Here is a 14,372-nt window from a genome sequence, read left to right as displayed (position 1 = left end):
GAGCGCGATAAATCCTCTAATGCGTTAGTGGTTCTTCTGGTGGATTGGCTGCCATCATTTTGTCGTAGGCTTCCAAGGCTTGCTGCAATGCTTGCAACGCATTTACTAAGGTGAAATCGGGGTGGTAAAAGTCGGACTTGGTTAAATTTTGGTATTCGGGTGACTCTATTAGAATCTCAAGGTGGATGGACATAGAGTGCAGGTTTTGTCCTATATCAAATCGTTCTTCAGTCATTGTCGTCCTTGGTTTGTGAAAAATTTTTCAGCAAGTGGTAGGCGCGATCGCTTAATCTTTAACTACTTTTCAGTAGCTTTGCTGCAACAGTATCCTGCGTGGCAAGCCTAAAAATGAGGTAGTCATTTTTACAGCCAAAGAGCATGTTAAAGGTCAAAAAGTTAAACGTTATTTTTTCTTGCGTTGCTGCGTCGCTTTTCGGACTGAGCCAAGTTGCTGTAGCACAGCAAGTGGAACAACCTGTTTCACCAAACTGTTATATGCAAACCGAAAGCGGCAAAATAATTAATTTGGGAAACTTGTGTGGTGGTGGAATACCAGCAAGCACGTACCAACAAAATAATTATGTTGGTGGTTATCCCAGTGACTCTTACCTTGGAAATTGCCAGTACTCCTGGCAAGTTGATTCGTCGGGTAAAACATGCGGCGATCGCTCTGCCAGCAGTCGTCCCGGTTACAGCTACGGTTCGAGTTATACGCCTAGCTACAGTGGCTCGACTGGTGAAGTTTATGTTCGTCCTTACACTCGTTCTGATGGCACTTACGTTCGCGGACATTGGCGGAATAAATAAGTGGATATTTTTAAAAAAGTTAGACGCGATCTGGTTTTGGGATTGCTAGATGTAGGAGTTAGCGGTGGTGTAAATGCTATGGACGATAAAGAAAAACAATCACAACAGAAAAACACAGAAGATGAACAAGTGTTTGGCAAAGAATTTTTACTCTTGCTCGTGTTAGTTCCGGTTGTATTTATTGGCTTTTGCGTTTATCTCAACGAGAACGTCTTAAACACTCCTTTGACGAGACAGTTTGATGATGCTGCAAGACAAGCTGAAATTGCGGCCTGCGAGTCCGAGGCTTCTTTGAATAACAAACCAGCAGATGACTGTTATAAGTAATATCGCTTTTGGTGTAAAGGTTTTGCAGACCTCTGCCGAGGAAAGCGATCGCGCTCTGTGCCTGTAATAAATTCAGCAAAATTCTCTGCAAATTTTTATTTTTGGTTAATGCAGTCAAAGATTTGATTAAATTGGCACTGGTTTTTGCTGTCTGTACTTTTGATTGATGTATATTGACCTTGGGGGGGTCTACCCTCAAATAGATGAATGATCTACGGAGGGATTATGGATCTATTATCAAGTTATTTGTATGCACGACCATCTTTAATCGAGGGTGTCGCCAGAATGGTTGATTTTGGTAATACATTGCAGGCTTACAATACGTCATTAAGCCCTGAGCAGGCAGACTATTTAGCACTGTTGTCTGACTGGGTAGTTGTAGGAAACGATCTTAAAAAAGCAATGGCAGAGTTTAAGGAAGTAGAGTCTCAAATTAATGATACGCTGATTGCCCAAGCGCGTAAGGCTTTGGCAGAGGCTCAATCTTAGACAAAGGATTGATGTGGTGTGATGGACAATGAAGACATAAATGAGACTCCTGCTGAAAAGTTGGATAAAGAACTAGCAAATCAAGTTAACAAAGAAAAAAGGATAATAGAGATTCAGGCAGCAATTTCAAGGTCTTCTGGACCCATTCCTCCACCTGAAACACTCAAAGCATACGACCTAGTTAAACCGGGTCTTGCTGGTGAAATATTCGAGATGGCCAAAAATCAATCACAGCATCGCATAGAAATGGAAAAGACTGTGATTGTTGGTGATAGCAAGCGTTCGTGGGCTGGCTTGATTTTTGGTTTTATAATTACTCTCGTTTCGATTGGAACTGGCGCGTTTTTAATTCAACAAGGTCATGACATTGCTGGAGCTGCTTTTGCTGGTACGCCTATCGTTTCAATAGTGACCGCGTTTATTTATGGTACTGATAAGCGATCGCAAGAGCGAATAAAGAAGCAAAAAGCCTTGCTAGAAGCAGGTGTATACAACAATGATAAAGATGATGAAAGCGACTAGTGTAATTCATTCTTTCTGTGTCTAAAAATTGGTAGTTTTCAGCAACCCTCAGACTTCATATCTGGGGGTTGATTAATTTGAACAAACATCCTGAAAAATTTTTCAGGATTATTTTGTCCCCTGTCCTCCTTCACCCGCGTTGCCCGATTGGTGGCAATGCTAGGGTGATACATTTAATTTTCAAGGTTCTGTTGCCCAAGGCGAGGAAACAGCGTCTGAAGTCATCCTGTAGGGCAAGTTGTGCCTTAAGAAGGCTACTGATATCAGGGCAGCAGTCCGCTGTTTTTTGCCCTCCAGCTTGGGTAGGTGCGATCGCCCCAAAGTTGGCCGGTACGCGATCGCACTTTTTTAGGCAGCAGACATTGGACAAAAGCCGTATCTTTGCCTTTGCCTGCGTTTGGGCGATCGCTTTTAGTCGGTTATGGCTTTGAGCGATCGCTTTTCATAGAGTAACATTGTTACACCATGTTTGTACAATTAATTGATGATCCGCTTTATAAAACTAAACCCGTCAGATATCTGACGGGTTTTCCTTTGGGACTGATTTTATTACTAAGTCGCGCCATTGCCTGAGAGACTCGTTTTCCTCCCTCAGGCTGGTAACTTCCCCTCCAGTTCTGCAACTTTGTCTTTCAAGAGCTTGACATCAATTGCTATTTCCGCGAGGTCAGGAAGTTTCGGTTTGTCCTCTTGTAGAAAGTCTTTGATCCAGGACAGCATTACCTCAGAGGGATTTTTGCCTTCAGCCTTTAAGCGATTACTGAACTCTTCCTTTGTTTTTTTGTCGATTCTTATTGCTAATCGGTCATCTAGCTTAATTAGCTCTTGTTCCATATTTCAATCCATTGCGCTGTACCACAATTTTACTACCTGTACCACCATGTTGACACATGGTAGTACATGGTATAACATTGGATTAACAGACAACCAAAAAGGCGATTGCAGATAAGTAAAAACAGAACCTTCTGCCCTCTGCCTCCTGCCTTCTGCCTTCAAAACCAAAAAGCGCCACCCTCCCGCAAAGAAAAATGGCGCTCTTGGAACCTTAGTTGAAACATCAGGTGAAGATAATGGTACAACCGATTTACTCAAAAGAACAACTTGAAAAATTTTGCAGGAAGGAGTTGCACGAGATATGCGATGCTCTGGTTATCCCCCGCCGCCGCAGTTGCTCTGATTGCATCACAGACATTCTGGAAGCACAGCCTCAGAAAGTAACGCAAGCCGAATTAGAAGCTCATATCGAGAAGCAGGCTCAAGCGATCGCACCTCTAGAAATGAATCAACGAGGCTATCAAGATGCGGCTGCTGGCTTAAAAATGCAATCCAGTGACCCTTGCTACCGAATGGGATACGATCGCGGACTGCGCGATGTTTCGCCGATTACTGAAGATTCTGGAAGTAGTGCGATCGCTTTCGACAAGGTTGACACCACAATTCATGGTGGTTTGTGGGAAGCAAATGTTAACGGTACTCTGGTTCGTATTGCAGGTGTTCAGGGCGGTTATAAGACTAATTTGACAGGCGATGCTGTGCTAGTTGACTTCGGAATTGCTGTTAAAGAATCACTCTTGGCAGTTGCGAGACTTGCTCCCAAAGAAGACCCGTCTCTAGAGGCTTTTGCAACCAATAAGCCCAACGTGTTTGCAGTCTACAGTCACAAGCAAGGGCAGCCCTCAAAGCGCTACGAAGTGAACCTGGAAGCTGGAAGCTGCACATGTCCTCACTACGAACATCGACACGAGCAAGAGAATTTTAGAGACAAACATATTGAGGCAGTAAGACTAGCCCTGAAAATTCGCACTACGCCACTACCAATGGAGCCTGAATTAGTAGCGGCTTAATCAAAGTCTGAAGTGCGATCGCCTGCCCAGACTAAATAGGCGATCGCAACACACAAATGAATGTAATTTGTAAATGACGCGACGAGCAATAAAAATGAATACAAAAAAAGAAGCACTCGCTGCTTGGGATATAGCCGCGAAAGATTATGAACACATGAATCGTGATTCCTGGACGAGACTTTATCCAGGGTGGAGGACTACTGTTAAAGCTCACTTCCTTTTAGGGTGGATAGCTGGCTTTAACAGCGATGTTGAACTAAGAAACAAAATTCTCGACACAAGAGCGCAAGGCGATGAAGCCCAAATGACCACGATTCCTTTTATGCACGGGTTTGGAGAGGGATACCTTTCCACATTTGATGACGTAGACGTAATTGATGTGGAATCTCGCCAAGTAATTCCCTTGCTAGAGAGTAACCAAGACTCACAATAATTGAGATTTGAAGTGCGATTGCCCTCCCGTGGAAAGTTGAGCGATCGCACCCGTCCACCACTAGAAAGATGAACATGAAATATCTTACCGCGCTAGCGATATCAATTGCTTTGATGTCCCCTGCTTTTGCTGTTGAAAGTAAGGGATGCACCAGACGAGAAGAATGCTCTCAAGTTAAACCTCGCCCCATTCCTCCAAATAACGGGAAGCCTGCAAAAACAGATCAGTTAAGAGGTGCATAATGCGATTAGCGATACTACTGTTTTTAGTAACTGCCTGCTTTTACGGAGAACGGATCGTGTCTGCTACTAACAACACACCTATAGAAGCTAAAAGACCACAACCGCGTGAAAATGGCAAGCCAGAAAGAACCGCTGACGGTGGTTCTTGAAACATCAATCAACAGTCATTGAAGTTTGGGAAAACCTTTGCGACAAGGATGAAGAATTGAAATCCTGTTTAGCTGATGCGTTGCATTATCTAGATGAAGCGATAGGGTGTGTAGAGGAGGCTGTCAATGGACTTGAATATCAAGAGGTAATAAATGATTACCCCAGAAATTAGAGACGATTTGCGGCGAATCCAATCCGAACTTAAAAAATTATTTCCCGCCAACTTGCACGAAGTACGCGAGCTTCCAGGAAGCAATAAGAAGTGGATATTTCTTCGCTGGCAGACCATTAGAGAGCGCCTAGATGAAGTTGCTCCAGACTGGATGAGCGATTATTCCGAAATCCAATACATGGGTAACGATGCCATCTGTCGGTGTGGGATTACGATTTTGGGGGTACGCAAGGAAGCGATCGCATCTGTCCCCATCTCGTTGCAAAGTGGTAAAGGCAACGAGATGACCCGTGGAAGCCCCGCCGATAGGCTTGCTGCTGAAGGTTTGAAGAACGCGTCAGAATCCTGGGGTGTGGGGCGCTATCTGGATGACCAGCCGTCTGTGGTTAGCTACCTCTGGGAGCATCGACATCAGTTGTCTGACCAGATGGAAGGAGAAGTGCGACGATTGTCTGAACAGTACAAAGCTCACATTATGACCCATGTGAGCAAACCCAAGAAGTTGTCACCCACTCCAGCACCAAAAGTTGCGCCTCTGTTGTCTTCTGCCCCAGATCGCAATCTGCTCAATGCTGAAATTGAGTCAGTGATGAAGCGAAAAAGTATATCGACTGACCAAGCCAAGGGCATATTATTTGAGTTATTTAAGGTGCGATCGAGGCAACAACTAAGCGACAATCAGCTTGCACAATTTTTGGATTATTTGAAGTCGCCCAAAGACGTTGCTATTTGATGCTTATCACTGCCTACCCCCTAACCACGTGTTAAAGCAGCCAGAGCAGTCCAAATCGCAGAAAAAGTCTACAAGCTCTAAAAAGCGTGACACGCGATCGCAGCAGTCCCAAACACGACAGCAAAGTGCTACCCCTAGCTGGCGAGAAGTTCTAGGGGTTGCTCGTGATGCAGATTTTGACGCAGTTCGCACCGCATATCGCGCTGCTGCCAAAATTTACCATCCAGATGGCATTTATCCAAACCCTGAAAAAATGATTGCCATTAACCTCGCATTTGAGCAGGCGAAGCTGGAGTATGGAAAATAGCTAGGTGGTGAGCTTTCTAAGGCGCTTCACCATCAAACCGCGCGATCGCTCTCTCCACTGCCCTAGAATTGGTTTTCTCGTCAATGTGACGTTGGTAAGTTCTCAGGTGTTCTGCAATCGAGTGCCCCATCAGTTTAGCTGAAGTGGTTACGGGCAATTCAAAAACTACACTAATCCTGATTGCATAAGCGTGACGGAGGTCATAAGGAGCTGCATAAGCTCCCACCTTTTTTAAGTACCAGTACAGCGATTGCCGAACCTGTCTCCCTAGCTCCCAGTACTCTGATTTTTTGGTCGCAAGCTTTTGCTGCTCCCACAACTTCCAGCGCTCTGCCCACTCTGGATAAAAAGGCTGCACAATTCGCGCCCCAGTTTTCCCCTCTGACACGCGACATTTATAAGGTGGACTTGGTTCAACGTTGACAAAAAATACTTCATGCGGTCTTAAACCATAAGCCGCCAACATCCCATAAACCCATTGCCATTGGCGGCTAGGGATTTTATCTCGCAATGAGGCGATCGCTTCATCGGTTGGCAAATCCTTGATTGTGTCCGTGGAATTGTATTTGCCTTTGTAGGGGCGCAGGTCAATATCAATTCCGGCAAATTTAGCTAGCTTAATATAACTACTGGCGGTATGATGTCTAGTCCAAGTGTTAATGGGCAGAGATAATAACGTTTTCAATAGCAATTCTCCAGTTAATTCGGCTTTGGCTGGAAGCCGATCAAATTGAAGCGAATAATGCCTTTCCCAAGTGCTAGCGGAAAACTGTTGTTGCTTGATTAAAAATTCTTGCTTGAAAGCTTCTATCCAATACTCGCAGGTATTCCCCACTGGTACTAACTTCCCCTCAATCCAATTCTCCCAAGGAAACGCCTGTCCAGTTTTCCACTTAACAATGTCGGCCGCTAGCTCTATTGCCTTGTCCTCTGCTGCTTTGAGTCCGGCAGGGTTGGCGTACATCCCCAAAGCTACATCTTGCTGGTGCGCCTGGATTTTTTTGCTATTAGGGCGCGGCGGCAGTGTTGCCCTAATACTTAGCATATCTCCCCTTTGCCGCAGAGATACGCCCCTCTTGCTTGCTTTGAGCCGCTTATTTATTTCTTCTAACGAATACCTCATTGCCCTAAATCTGCCCTAATTACTTGGGATGATTTAGGGTATTTTAGGATATTTCAGGACATTGATAATATCCTAAATCGTAGAAACCAAAAGCAGCCTAGTCAGCTAAACAAGGGATTGTGGGGTTTTACTAGACGGCAAAAAGCCACGTTCTATGGACGAGGCTTAGATTACAAGCTTGAAATTCAGTGCGCCAGTTTTTCGCAAATCTAAGACTGTTGAGGCCCCTTAGCATCACATTCTTTAGTCCAACACCTTTTTAGAAGTTGAATTCGCCAGCCGTGGGCAAAGCGACGGGGATTCAATTCTAATCTAGAATCGTGGCTAAACAAGGGTTGGTTCAGATACTGCCAAATAGGAAATTTAATTTTATTGTTTTTGTTGTGTGCGGTCATAGGAGGAACAAGTAGTATAAAAGCGCTGTGGCAGTAGTTGGCATTTTGTGTAAAAACTGCCAGATACTGACTTTCTAGTTCAAGATGACATGATAATTATTCAATTGTCTTGGTGGCAATTGCGGAATCTTACTTCAACTTTTCTGCCACATTCGCACTTACCAAGCCTCAAGCTAAAAGTTCCTCACTAGGTCGGCAAAAATAAATTTAGAGACGCGATTATCGCGTCTCTATTCGTAAGTATCGTTATTTATTCAGTACTATTTTGTAAAGTTTATTTGTGAGAAGTTACTTATATTGTCTTGCAATTTGCTAACTTCCCAAAGTAAGTATACAAGGCAAATAAAGCATTTTAAAGCATTTCGCTGAACTGTAACCTGAAAAATGTTATTGTTACGGAGAAAACAGCCGTGTGTGGGCTGGTATGAGAAAAGTGTACGAACTATCTGGTAGACGAACCTGGGCAAAGCAATTACTTAGTTATCACTTGTCATTTTTGAAAAATAGCGATCGCCATCAAGGAATTTTTCTGATTTTCCGCAGTTTAGCAAGTGGCACCCTGGTAGCGATGCTCAGCAGTTGTAGTTTTCAGCCGGATAACGTGACTCTCTCTAGTGGGACGGCTGGAGGCTTCTACCATCGCGTGGGCGAGCAAATTGGCAATACCAAGACAACGGTTGGATTAAAGGTTCGCAATCTTGACTCGCAGGGTTCCTACGAAAATCTGCAACGCTTGCTAGAACGTAAAGTAGATTTTGCTCTGGTGCAGGTGGATGTTGCTAATGAGGCAATGCGGCAGGGAAAAGTCCAAGCAGTAGCAATTTTAGCCAACGAGTATTTACAGATTATCACCCGCAAAGACTCAGGGTTGCAGGTATTTGGCGATCTTCAAGGAAAGCGCGTAGCCACTGGTACACCAGGAAGCGGGATTCGCTTCACCACCAGCCAACTGCTCAAAGCAGATAACTTGAAAGTTCAAGAGGATGCTGCTGATTTTGAGAGAGCATTTCAGAAATTGAACGCTCGACAGATAGATGCGATCGCTACTGATGCAGTTAACCTTAATGTCGGTGATGACCTTGATGCCAAAATAGGGACTGGGGACTGGGGATTGAGGTATTAATATTTTTTCCCCCTGCCTCCCCTGCTCCCCCTGCCTTCTTTACTTGGTCATTAGCTTTCTAATAATGAGTCCCGGTTTTCCGATGGTTGATGGCAGTAACAGCATCAGGTTGGATTAATTTACCGTTATCAACGGTTGCATAAACTACCCAGTGATCGCCACATTCCATACGTTGGCTAACTGAACATTCAACATAGGCGAGAGCATCAGCAAGGACTGTGCAGCCATTGTCTGCAACTGTAGTGCCAAAGTTAGCAAATCGGTCTTCACCAGGCGCAAAATTTTTGCGAAAATGCTTCATGTAATCTACATGATTGCCTTCAGCTAAGATGTTCAAGGCAAATTTACCACCTGGATACATGAGAGATTCTATGGCTCGATCTTTGGCGATCGCAACGGTCAGACCAGGTGGGTTGAAGGTAGCCTGAGACACCCAAGCACCTAACATCGCAGTCGAAACATCTCCTTGCTTAGCTGTAATTACGCAAACTGAACCAACAATCCGACCCACAGCTTGTTCTGTAGGTGTAGCGGCTTGTTGGGGTACGCGCACTTTTTTAGCTTTTTTCAGTCCTTGGGCAAAGTCTGTACCGACTTCTTCACAAAATTTGAGTGTGACATCATCCGGTTTAAACTTGACCTTGAGGGTTTCAAATCCAAACCGATATCCAGCATCTCGGAGTTTACCTTCAATTAAGTCAAAGGCTTCGCCACTCCAGCCATAGGAACCAAAAACACCTGCGAGTTTGCTGTTGTCACCAACTGTCAGCACAATACCCAAAGCAGTATGAATGGGAGTCGGTGCATGACCACCGATAGTAGGTGAACCGATGATAAAACCATCCGATTGTTCTACAGCCGTGCGGATTTCATCAGGTGAGGCAAATTCACAGTTGATCGATTGAACTGCGACTCCCCCCTTAGTCAATCCAAGGGCGATCGCCTGTGCTAAAGTTGCTGTATTTCCATAAGCTGAGGCATAAAGTAGGGCGACAGAAATCTCCCGCGTTCTTTGAGAATGGCTCCATTCTCCATAAGCTTTGGTGAGTTCGATTAAGCTGGTGCGTACCAAAGGCCCGTGAGCAACAGCATACATTCTCACCTGTAAATCTGATATTTTCTCCAAAGCTGCTTCCACATGGGTAGCTTGGGGAGCCATCAGACAGTTGTAGTAGTAGCGCTGGTCTTCTTTGAATGCTTCCCAGTTGTCATCAAACACTTCATCGCCACAGATATGTGCTCCAAATAGCTTATCTGTGTAGAGAATTTGGGTTTGCTGATCGTAGGTACAAAGTCCTTCTGGCCAACGAGGACTGGGAATAGGTAAGAATTTTAAAACATGACCCTTGCCTAAATCTAGAGTTTCTTTCCCACGCATTACTAGAATTTTCAGTGCATCATCTGGAAAAGCGTTACGTAAATGTGCAGCGCTGGGAAGAGAACATACGAAGGTTATTTGCGGTGCCAGTTCTAGAAGTACCTTGAGGGTTGGTATGCGGTTGGGGCTAAAATGACCAAGGATTACATAATCCAGCTTTTTCAAGTTTAGAGTTTGCTGTAATCCTTCTAGATAAATTTCAGTGAAGGTTTCAGCTGGTGGGTCAATAATTGCGGTTTTATCACCTTCAATTAAATAGCAATTGGAGGTAGTACCTCTTTCTAATGCATATTCAATTTCAAACCGCAGACGTGACCAACTACGTGCCCTGAGGATTTTAGTATTTGTAGCAATGGGGAGAACTTGTACGTCACGGGGTTTGGAATCGCTCATAGATTTCGGGTGAAGTGTGGAAAAAAAATGCAAAAACCGGGTAGATTTTGCCCAGTTTTTAGCAGCTTGAAGCAAGTGTGTTAGGAAAGATGGAGATTTCATACTTCCTATGAAATGCTGACAGGGGAAAAGGGAGACAAGGAGGACAAGGGGGACAAGAAAGACAAGGGGAACAAGGGAATAACTACTAACTTCTGCCTCCTGCCTTCTGCCTCCTGCCTTTCTTAGTAGTAGTTACCTACTTTGCGATGGCGAACGGCTGTCAGTGCATCGGATTTGGAAACACGACCGTCTTGAACGGTGCAGTATACAATCCAGTGGTCGCTGCACTCCATGCTGCTTTGGATTTCACATTCCATGTATGCCAAAGCATCTGTCAGAATTGGAGAACCGTTTTTCGCAGTTCGAGTTTTGACTCCGGCAAATCGGTCAGCACCGGGATGTAAGCGCTTGAGGAATTGCTTTTTCAGTTCTTGATAATTTCCTTCTTCCAAGACGTTGAGGACGAAGCGATCGCCTACTTGCATCAAGGAATCAATGGCGCGGTCTTTGGCAACGGCAATTGTGAATCCTAGAGGTTGCAAACTCGCTTGCGATACCCAGGAGGCCAGCATGGCACTGGACACATCACTTTTTTTGGTGGTGACAATATATAGTCCGCTGCTAATCCGCCCCAAGGCTTTTTCCATGTTGACATCAAGAGATTTAATCTGCTTGATGTTGCGTTCGCGCACTAGCAATTGTCCCAAGTCTGTACCCGCTTCTTGGCACAATTGGAATGTACTTGCGGTGGGAGCTTCTTTGATCCGAATCGCTGGGAAGGCTTCTTTCACACCCAGGTCGATAAATTTTCTTCGCAGCGTATCAATGGGTTCGTCATCCCCGCCGTAACATTCAAACAAGCCAACCAGTTGCTTATCCTTAGCAACAGATAGTAGCGAACTAATAGCAGCTTGGGCAGCGACGGCAGTACTTGGGGGCATTCCGATAATGAAGCCAGTTGCTCTACCTGCTAGTTCTTGGATTTCTTGTATCCCAGCTGTGCTGAGGTCGATAACTTCGATCGCCACTCCAGTTTTCTGGATGCCTTCAGCGATCGCCATACCGAGTTGATCGCTATATCCGTATTCGGAAACATAAAACAAGCCGACAGTGGTTTCTGCTTTTGCTTGTCTATGACTCCAACTTTCGTAACATCCGGTCAGCACATCTAGATGATGGTGCAACAGCGGCCCATGACCGTTAGCGATAATGTTAATTTTCCCTAGTTCGTTCATTCTCTTCATGGCATTCAAGAGAGAACGAGCGTTGGGGCCCATTAGACAGTCATAGTAAAATCTAAAGTCAGCTTCGATCGCCTCTAAGTCTTCATCAAAGGTGCGTTCGTCACAGAAATGCATCCCAAAGGCATCACAGGTAAAGAGAGTTTGGGTTTTGCGATCGTAACTAAAGATGGTATCTGGCCAGTGCAGGTTAGGCGCACTCACGAATTCGATTTCGTGGCCTTTACCAATATCGATGCGATCGCCACTTTTCACAATCCGCTTAGAAAAAGGATCGTGTACCAAACCTTCTAAAAATTGCAACGCAATTTTTGAGGCTAAAACAGTAGCTCTGGGTGCTAACTGAAGTACATCTTCAACCAAGCCGCTATGGTCTGGCTCTGTGTGGCTGACAATAATGTAATCAATAGTCTTGGGGTTGACGATACTTTTAAGCGTATCTAAATACAGCTGACGAAACTTCTGGTGAGAAGTATCGATCAAAACTGTTTGCTCGCCCCTAATTAGATAGGAATTGTAAGTCGTACCGTTTTGCAGTCCGAATTCGATATCGAAGCGATCGCGATCCCAATCAAGAGAGCGAATCGCCGTTGTGTTAGGGGCAATTTCTACAGTTTGTATAGTTAGCCGATGCTGAACGTTCTCTGCGATCGCTACCATTATTCGTCTCCGAGCGCAAATAAACAGTATTGTTTCTCTGCCCCCATTGTGCCTGGAAATATTTTTTAAAGTTGTAATGAAGTTTATTTTTTGGAAATTTTAAGTTGTATCAATTATTGCTGTTTTTTAGCATTGTTTTTAACTCAAAAAATCTACTAAAAAACAATTTTGTTAAAAGTATCACATTTTAAAAATTGATATTTCTTGGCATAATTTAAAATCCCAAAAATATCATACATATCTTATCTTTTTTGACAAGATTTTCGTAACAAAAAGCATAGATTGGGGACTGGGGAGTTTGGAATTAGCAGGCAGAAAGCAGAAGTGAAGAATTATCTCCCTTGTCTCCCTTGTCCCTCCGAAGTTCGCTTGGAGGGAAACCACGCAAGTTCCTTCAATGGGGGGAACCCCCACAACGGACTGGCTCCTCCTTGCGACTTCTCTCCTTGTCTCCCTTGTCCCCCTCATCTCCCTACTCCCCCACAGTTGGTTCCTGGTATTTGACTCCTCGTTTTTCGTGACGGTTATCAGCAACAATAGGATAAACAATGCTACGTAAGCGATTAATCGCACCGACAGGACGATGCACTGCTAGACCATTTCCAGGAGAAAAACTGAGATTTTCCCCAAAGTCATCTTCTTTAGGAGAGTGAACGTTCTGATGCTTAACTGTCAGACGACCAACTGTAAAGAAGGGTGATTCTTCTTCATTCCAAGTAATAGTGGTATCATCAACAGACATCTCTGGGCTAGTTTGAAATTGGATTTGAAAGTCCCAATAGTATTCAGCATTAGGCTTTGCTAAAGCTTGAATGATATCCTCTCGGTAGTAGTTATCCTCTGAACCTGAGGCTTTGGCACGCTGAAGCTCACTTTCTGGTCTGGACTCGAGAGGAAGCTGTTGATGAGGTGGTTGACTGGAAACCGGAATAAATCCATATTTAATCACAGCCGGATATTCCACAGGAACTCGACCTGGTTGGGATGGATCAAAATCAGATTTGAGTCCCAAAGAATACGCCGAAGCACTCCAATAGCGTTCTGTGAGCAAACTCTTGGGAAATCGTTTGAAACTGGTTTGTAAAAGAGTGGATTCGTAGGGATGCAACTTTAGCCATAAAAGCACCAACAGCTTAAAAAGCGGAAACAGCCCTGCTCGATAAATCGCCAAAAAAAAGCCGTAGAAGTCTTTGATGGTTCTAACAAAAAAGAGTTCGGTATTGTGGACAATAATATCGTGGGTTTTTAACTCGTGACTGTGCGGTATTCGTTCTCCTTCTACACCTATCACTTTTACAGCCATGGAGCGCGTATCTCCTTCATAATCATTCTTGACTGAGAACGCACCACTGGCAAATCGTAGCCAAACCGGATATTGTTTCGGTTTAGCAAATAAACCTTGTTTTAGGGAAATTGCTTGAAGTTGAGCTTCAGTTAATGAGGCGCGTTTGCTCAATTCCTGCTTAATTACTGCTTCATCAAAGTCAAAAATTTCTAGAGTACCTTGAACAGCAGCATGGGTTTTCGAGTGAGTATCTCTCTTGGCGGTTTTTTTCTTATCACCTCCGTAAAGATTGTCCATGTTCTTTTTAACTAACTCACTCATGAGAGCGCAATATTTAGCTTCATCTTTTTCTGGATATTCGGTAAATAGCTTCATTTTTTTAAGGTAGGGAAGGTTAATTCATCAATTGAGTTTATTAGCTGCGTAGGCGCAGCCCGCCGTAGGCATCGCTTTGCGGTCATCACCCAGCTTCGAGGATTTGTTTGAAACTGCTTCCAGGCTGCTTGGGCAAGTTGGCAAACTTTTTTTATCTCAGGGAATACCAAAAAATAAATTATTCTACATTCGTAGTGGCGTGTCAAGGCTAAAATGTTGCATTAGAATCGCCTGTTTCATCGGTTTCAAAAATTGGATAAAGATGTTTAAGTTTGACACGCGCGTCTTCAGTAGTAAAACGCCAAATTACTTTACTGGCGGTACAGTTGCG

18 protein-coding genes are annotated in these 14,372 nt (G+C 44.2%); 12 read left to right on the top strand and 6 right to left on the bottom strand.

The genetic code is table 11. The annotated features are described in order from the left end of the window. Positions 1-16 precede the first annotated feature (16 nt). On the bottom strand, positions 17-235 hold the full coding sequence (locus tag RMY31_RS35120; RefSeq protein ID WP_409879374.1) for a hypothetical protein: 219 nt from the start codon (positions 233-235) through the stop codon (positions 17-19). A 143-nt stretch (positions 236-378) separates the two neighbouring features. Here RMY31_RS35120 and RMY31_RS35115 point away from each other — a divergent pair, with 143 nt between their 5' ends. From RMY31_RS35115 to RMY31_RS35095, 5 genes are all read left to right on the top strand, one after another. Beyond that, positions 379-807: a hypothetical protein gene (locus RMY31_RS35115; protein WP_409879372.1), complete on the top strand. Its 429-nt coding sequence runs from the start codon at positions 379-381 to the stop codon at positions 805-807. Beyond that, positions 808-1,134 carry a hypothetical protein gene (locus RMY31_RS35110; RefSeq protein WP_409879370.1) on the top strand — a complete coding sequence of 109 codons (327 nt, stop codon included), beginning with the start codon at positions 808-810 and terminating at the stop codon, positions 1,132-1,134. It begins immediately after the preceding gene. A 225-nt stretch (positions 1,135-1,359) separates the two neighbouring features. Then, the gene (locus RMY31_RS35105; protein ID WP_409879368.1) at positions 1,360-1,623 is read left to right on the top strand and encodes a hypothetical protein; all 264 of its coding nucleotides are present in this window, start codon (positions 1,360-1,362) and stop codon (positions 1,621-1,623) included. A 21-nt stretch (positions 1,624-1,644) separates the two neighbouring features. Beyond that, complete coding sequence (locus tag RMY31_RS35100; RefSeq protein ID WP_409879650.1) at positions 1,645-2,145, top strand: DUF2335 domain-containing protein; 501 nt, start codon at positions 1,645-1,647, stop codon at positions 2,143-2,145. A gap of 306 nt (positions 2,146-2,451) precedes the next feature. Then, a complete protein-coding gene (locus tag RMY31_RS35095) occupies positions 2,452-2,598 on the top strand; it encodes a hypothetical protein (RefSeq protein WP_409879366.1) in 147 nt (48 codons plus the stop codon). 138 nt (positions 2,599-2,736) lie between these two features. Here RMY31_RS35095 and RMY31_RS35090 read toward each other — a convergent pair whose 3' ends face one another. Beyond that, on the bottom strand, positions 2,737-2,979 hold the full coding sequence (locus tag RMY31_RS35090; RefSeq protein ID WP_409879364.1) for a hypothetical protein: 243 nt from the start codon (positions 2,977-2,979) through the stop codon (positions 2,737-2,739). Positions 2,980-3,215: 236 nt separating this feature from the next. On the opposite strand from RMY31_RS35090, the gene RMY31_RS35085 reads away from it, so the two are divergent. The 6 genes from RMY31_RS35085 to RMY31_RS35060 all read left to right on the top strand — a co-directional run bounded on the left by RMY31_RS35085 (position 3,216) and on the right by RMY31_RS35060 (position 6,026). Then, positions 3,216-3,989: a hypothetical protein gene (locus RMY31_RS35085; protein WP_409879362.1), complete on the top strand. Its 774-nt coding sequence runs from the start codon at positions 3,216-3,218 to the stop codon at positions 3,987-3,989. 94 nt (positions 3,990-4,083) lie between these two features. Further along, positions 4,084-4,422 carry a hypothetical protein gene (locus RMY31_RS35080; RefSeq protein ID WP_409879360.1) on the top strand — a complete coding sequence of 113 codons (339 nt, stop codon included), beginning with the start codon at positions 4,084-4,086 and terminating at the stop codon, positions 4,420-4,422. A gap of 241 nt (positions 4,423-4,663) precedes the next feature. Next, a complete protein-coding gene (locus RMY31_RS35075; protein WP_409879358.1) occupies positions 4,664-4,813 on the top strand; it encodes a hypothetical protein in 150 nt (49 codons plus the stop codon). Then, the gene (locus RMY31_RS35070) at positions 4,810-4,986 is read left to right on the top strand and encodes a hypothetical protein (protein WP_409879356.1); all 177 of its coding nucleotides are present in this window, start codon (positions 4,810-4,812) and stop codon (positions 4,984-4,986) included. The genes RMY31_RS35075 and RMY31_RS35070 overlap by 4 nt, the downstream gene beginning before the upstream one ends. After that, entirely contained in the window at positions 4,967-5,719 is a 753-nt protein-coding gene (locus tag RMY31_RS35065) for a hypothetical protein (RefSeq protein WP_409879355.1), read from the top strand. The genes RMY31_RS35070 and RMY31_RS35065 overlap by 20 nt, the downstream gene beginning before the upstream one ends. A gap of 28 nt (positions 5,720-5,747) precedes the next feature. Continuing rightward, positions 5,748-6,026: a J domain-containing protein gene (locus RMY31_RS35060; protein ID WP_409879353.1), complete on the top strand. Its 279-nt coding sequence runs from the start codon at positions 5,748-5,750 to the stop codon at positions 6,024-6,026. 16 nt (positions 6,027-6,042) lie between these two features. Here RMY31_RS35060 and RMY31_RS35055 read toward each other — a convergent pair whose 3' ends face one another. Then, positions 6,043-7,149, bottom strand: coding sequence for an integrase (locus tag RMY31_RS35055; protein WP_409879351.1), 1,107 nt, complete (start codon positions 7,147-7,149; stop codon positions 6,043-6,045). Between the two features lie 819 nt (positions 7,150-7,968). Between RMY31_RS35055 and RMY31_RS35050 the strand changes: the two genes are divergently transcribed. Next, positions 7,969-8,667 (top strand): TAXI family TRAP transporter solute-binding subunit, encoded by a 699-nt coding sequence (locus RMY31_RS35050; RefSeq protein WP_409879349.1) that lies wholly within the window; start codon positions 7,969-7,971, stop codon positions 8,665-8,667. Positions 8,668-8,725: 58 nt separating this feature from the next. On the opposite strand, the gene RMY31_RS35045 is transcribed toward RMY31_RS35050, so the two are convergent. The 3 genes from RMY31_RS35045 to RMY31_RS35035 all read right to left on the bottom strand — a co-directional run bounded on the left by RMY31_RS35045 (position 8,726) and on the right by RMY31_RS35035 (position 14,041). Next, entirely contained in the window at positions 8,726-10,438 is a 1,713-nt protein-coding gene (locus RMY31_RS35045; RefSeq protein WP_409879347.1) for a diflavin flavoprotein, read from the bottom strand. Positions 10,439-10,662: 224 nt separating this feature from the next. Then, positions 10,663-12,381, bottom strand: coding sequence for a diflavin flavoprotein (locus RMY31_RS35040; RefSeq protein ID WP_409879344.1), 1,719 nt, complete (start codon positions 12,379-12,381; stop codon positions 10,663-10,665). Positions 12,382-12,853: 472 nt separating this feature from the next. Continuing rightward, entirely contained in the window at positions 12,854-14,041 is a 1,188-nt protein-coding gene (locus RMY31_RS35035; protein ID WP_409879342.1) for a catalase, read from the bottom strand. Positions 14,042-14,372 lie beyond the last annotated feature (331 nt).

Origin of the sequence: Dendronalium sp. ChiSLP03b (assembly GCF_034531165.2) — a bacterium.
Classification (GTDB): Bacteria; Cyanobacteriota; Cyanobacteriia; order Cyanobacteriales; family Nostocaceae; genus Dendronalium; species Dendronalium minutum.
The sequence above is the reverse complement of the archived record's forward strand: the minus strand, read 5'-3'. Positions and strand labels throughout refer to the sequence as shown.

Excerpts from the sequence above, each read along its gene's own strand:
- RMY31_RS35120 (WP_409879374.1), bottom strand. The coding sequence starts at position 235 with ATGACTGAAGAACGATTTGATATAGGACAAAACCTGCACTCTATGTCC.
- RMY31_RS35115 (WP_409879372.1), top strand. The coding sequence starts at position 379 with ATGTTAAAGGTCAAAAAGTTAAACGTTATTTTTTCTTGCGTTGCTGCG.
- RMY31_RS35105 (WP_409879368.1), top strand. The coding sequence starts at position 1,360 with ATGGATCTATTATCAAGTTATTTGTATGCACGACCATCTTTAATCGAG.
- RMY31_RS35100 (WP_409879650.1), top strand. The coding sequence starts at position 1,645 with ATGGACAATGAAGACATAAATGAGACTCCTGCTGAAAAGTTGGATAAA.
- RMY31_RS35090 (WP_409879364.1), bottom strand. The coding sequence starts at position 2,979 with ATGGAACAAGAGCTAATTAAGCTAGATGACCGATTAGCAATAAGAATC.
- RMY31_RS35085 (WP_409879362.1), top strand. The coding sequence starts at position 3,216 with ATGGTACAACCGATTTACTCAAAAGAACAACTTGAAAAATTTTGCAGG.
- RMY31_RS35080 (WP_409879360.1), top strand. The coding sequence starts at position 4,084 with ATGAATACAAAAAAAGAAGCACTCGCTGCTTGGGATATAGCCGCGAAA.
- RMY31_RS35075 (WP_409879358.1), top strand. The coding sequence starts at position 4,664 with ATGCGATTAGCGATACTACTGTTTTTAGTAACTGCCTGCTTTTACGGA.
- RMY31_RS35065 (WP_409879355.1), top strand. The coding sequence starts at position 4,967 with ATGATTACCCCAGAAATTAGAGACGATTTGCGGCGAATCCAATCCGAA.
- RMY31_RS35055 (WP_409879351.1), bottom strand. The coding sequence starts at position 7,149 with ATGAGGTATTCGTTAGAAGAAATAAATAAGCGGCTCAAAGCAAGCAAG.
- RMY31_RS35050 (WP_409879349.1), top strand. The coding sequence starts at position 7,969 with ATGAGAAAAGTGTACGAACTATCTGGTAGACGAACCTGGGCAAAGCAA.
- RMY31_RS35045 (WP_409879347.1), bottom strand. The coding sequence starts at position 10,438 with ATGAGCGATTCCAAACCCCGTGACGTACAAGTTCTCCCCATTGCTACA.
- RMY31_RS35040 (WP_409879344.1), bottom strand. The coding sequence starts at position 12,381 with ATGGTAGCGATCGCAGAGAACGTTCAGCATCGGCTAACTATACAAACT.
- RMY31_RS35035 (WP_409879342.1), bottom strand. The coding sequence starts at position 14,041 with ATGAAGCTATTTACCGAATATCCAGAAAAAGATGAAGCTAAATATTGC.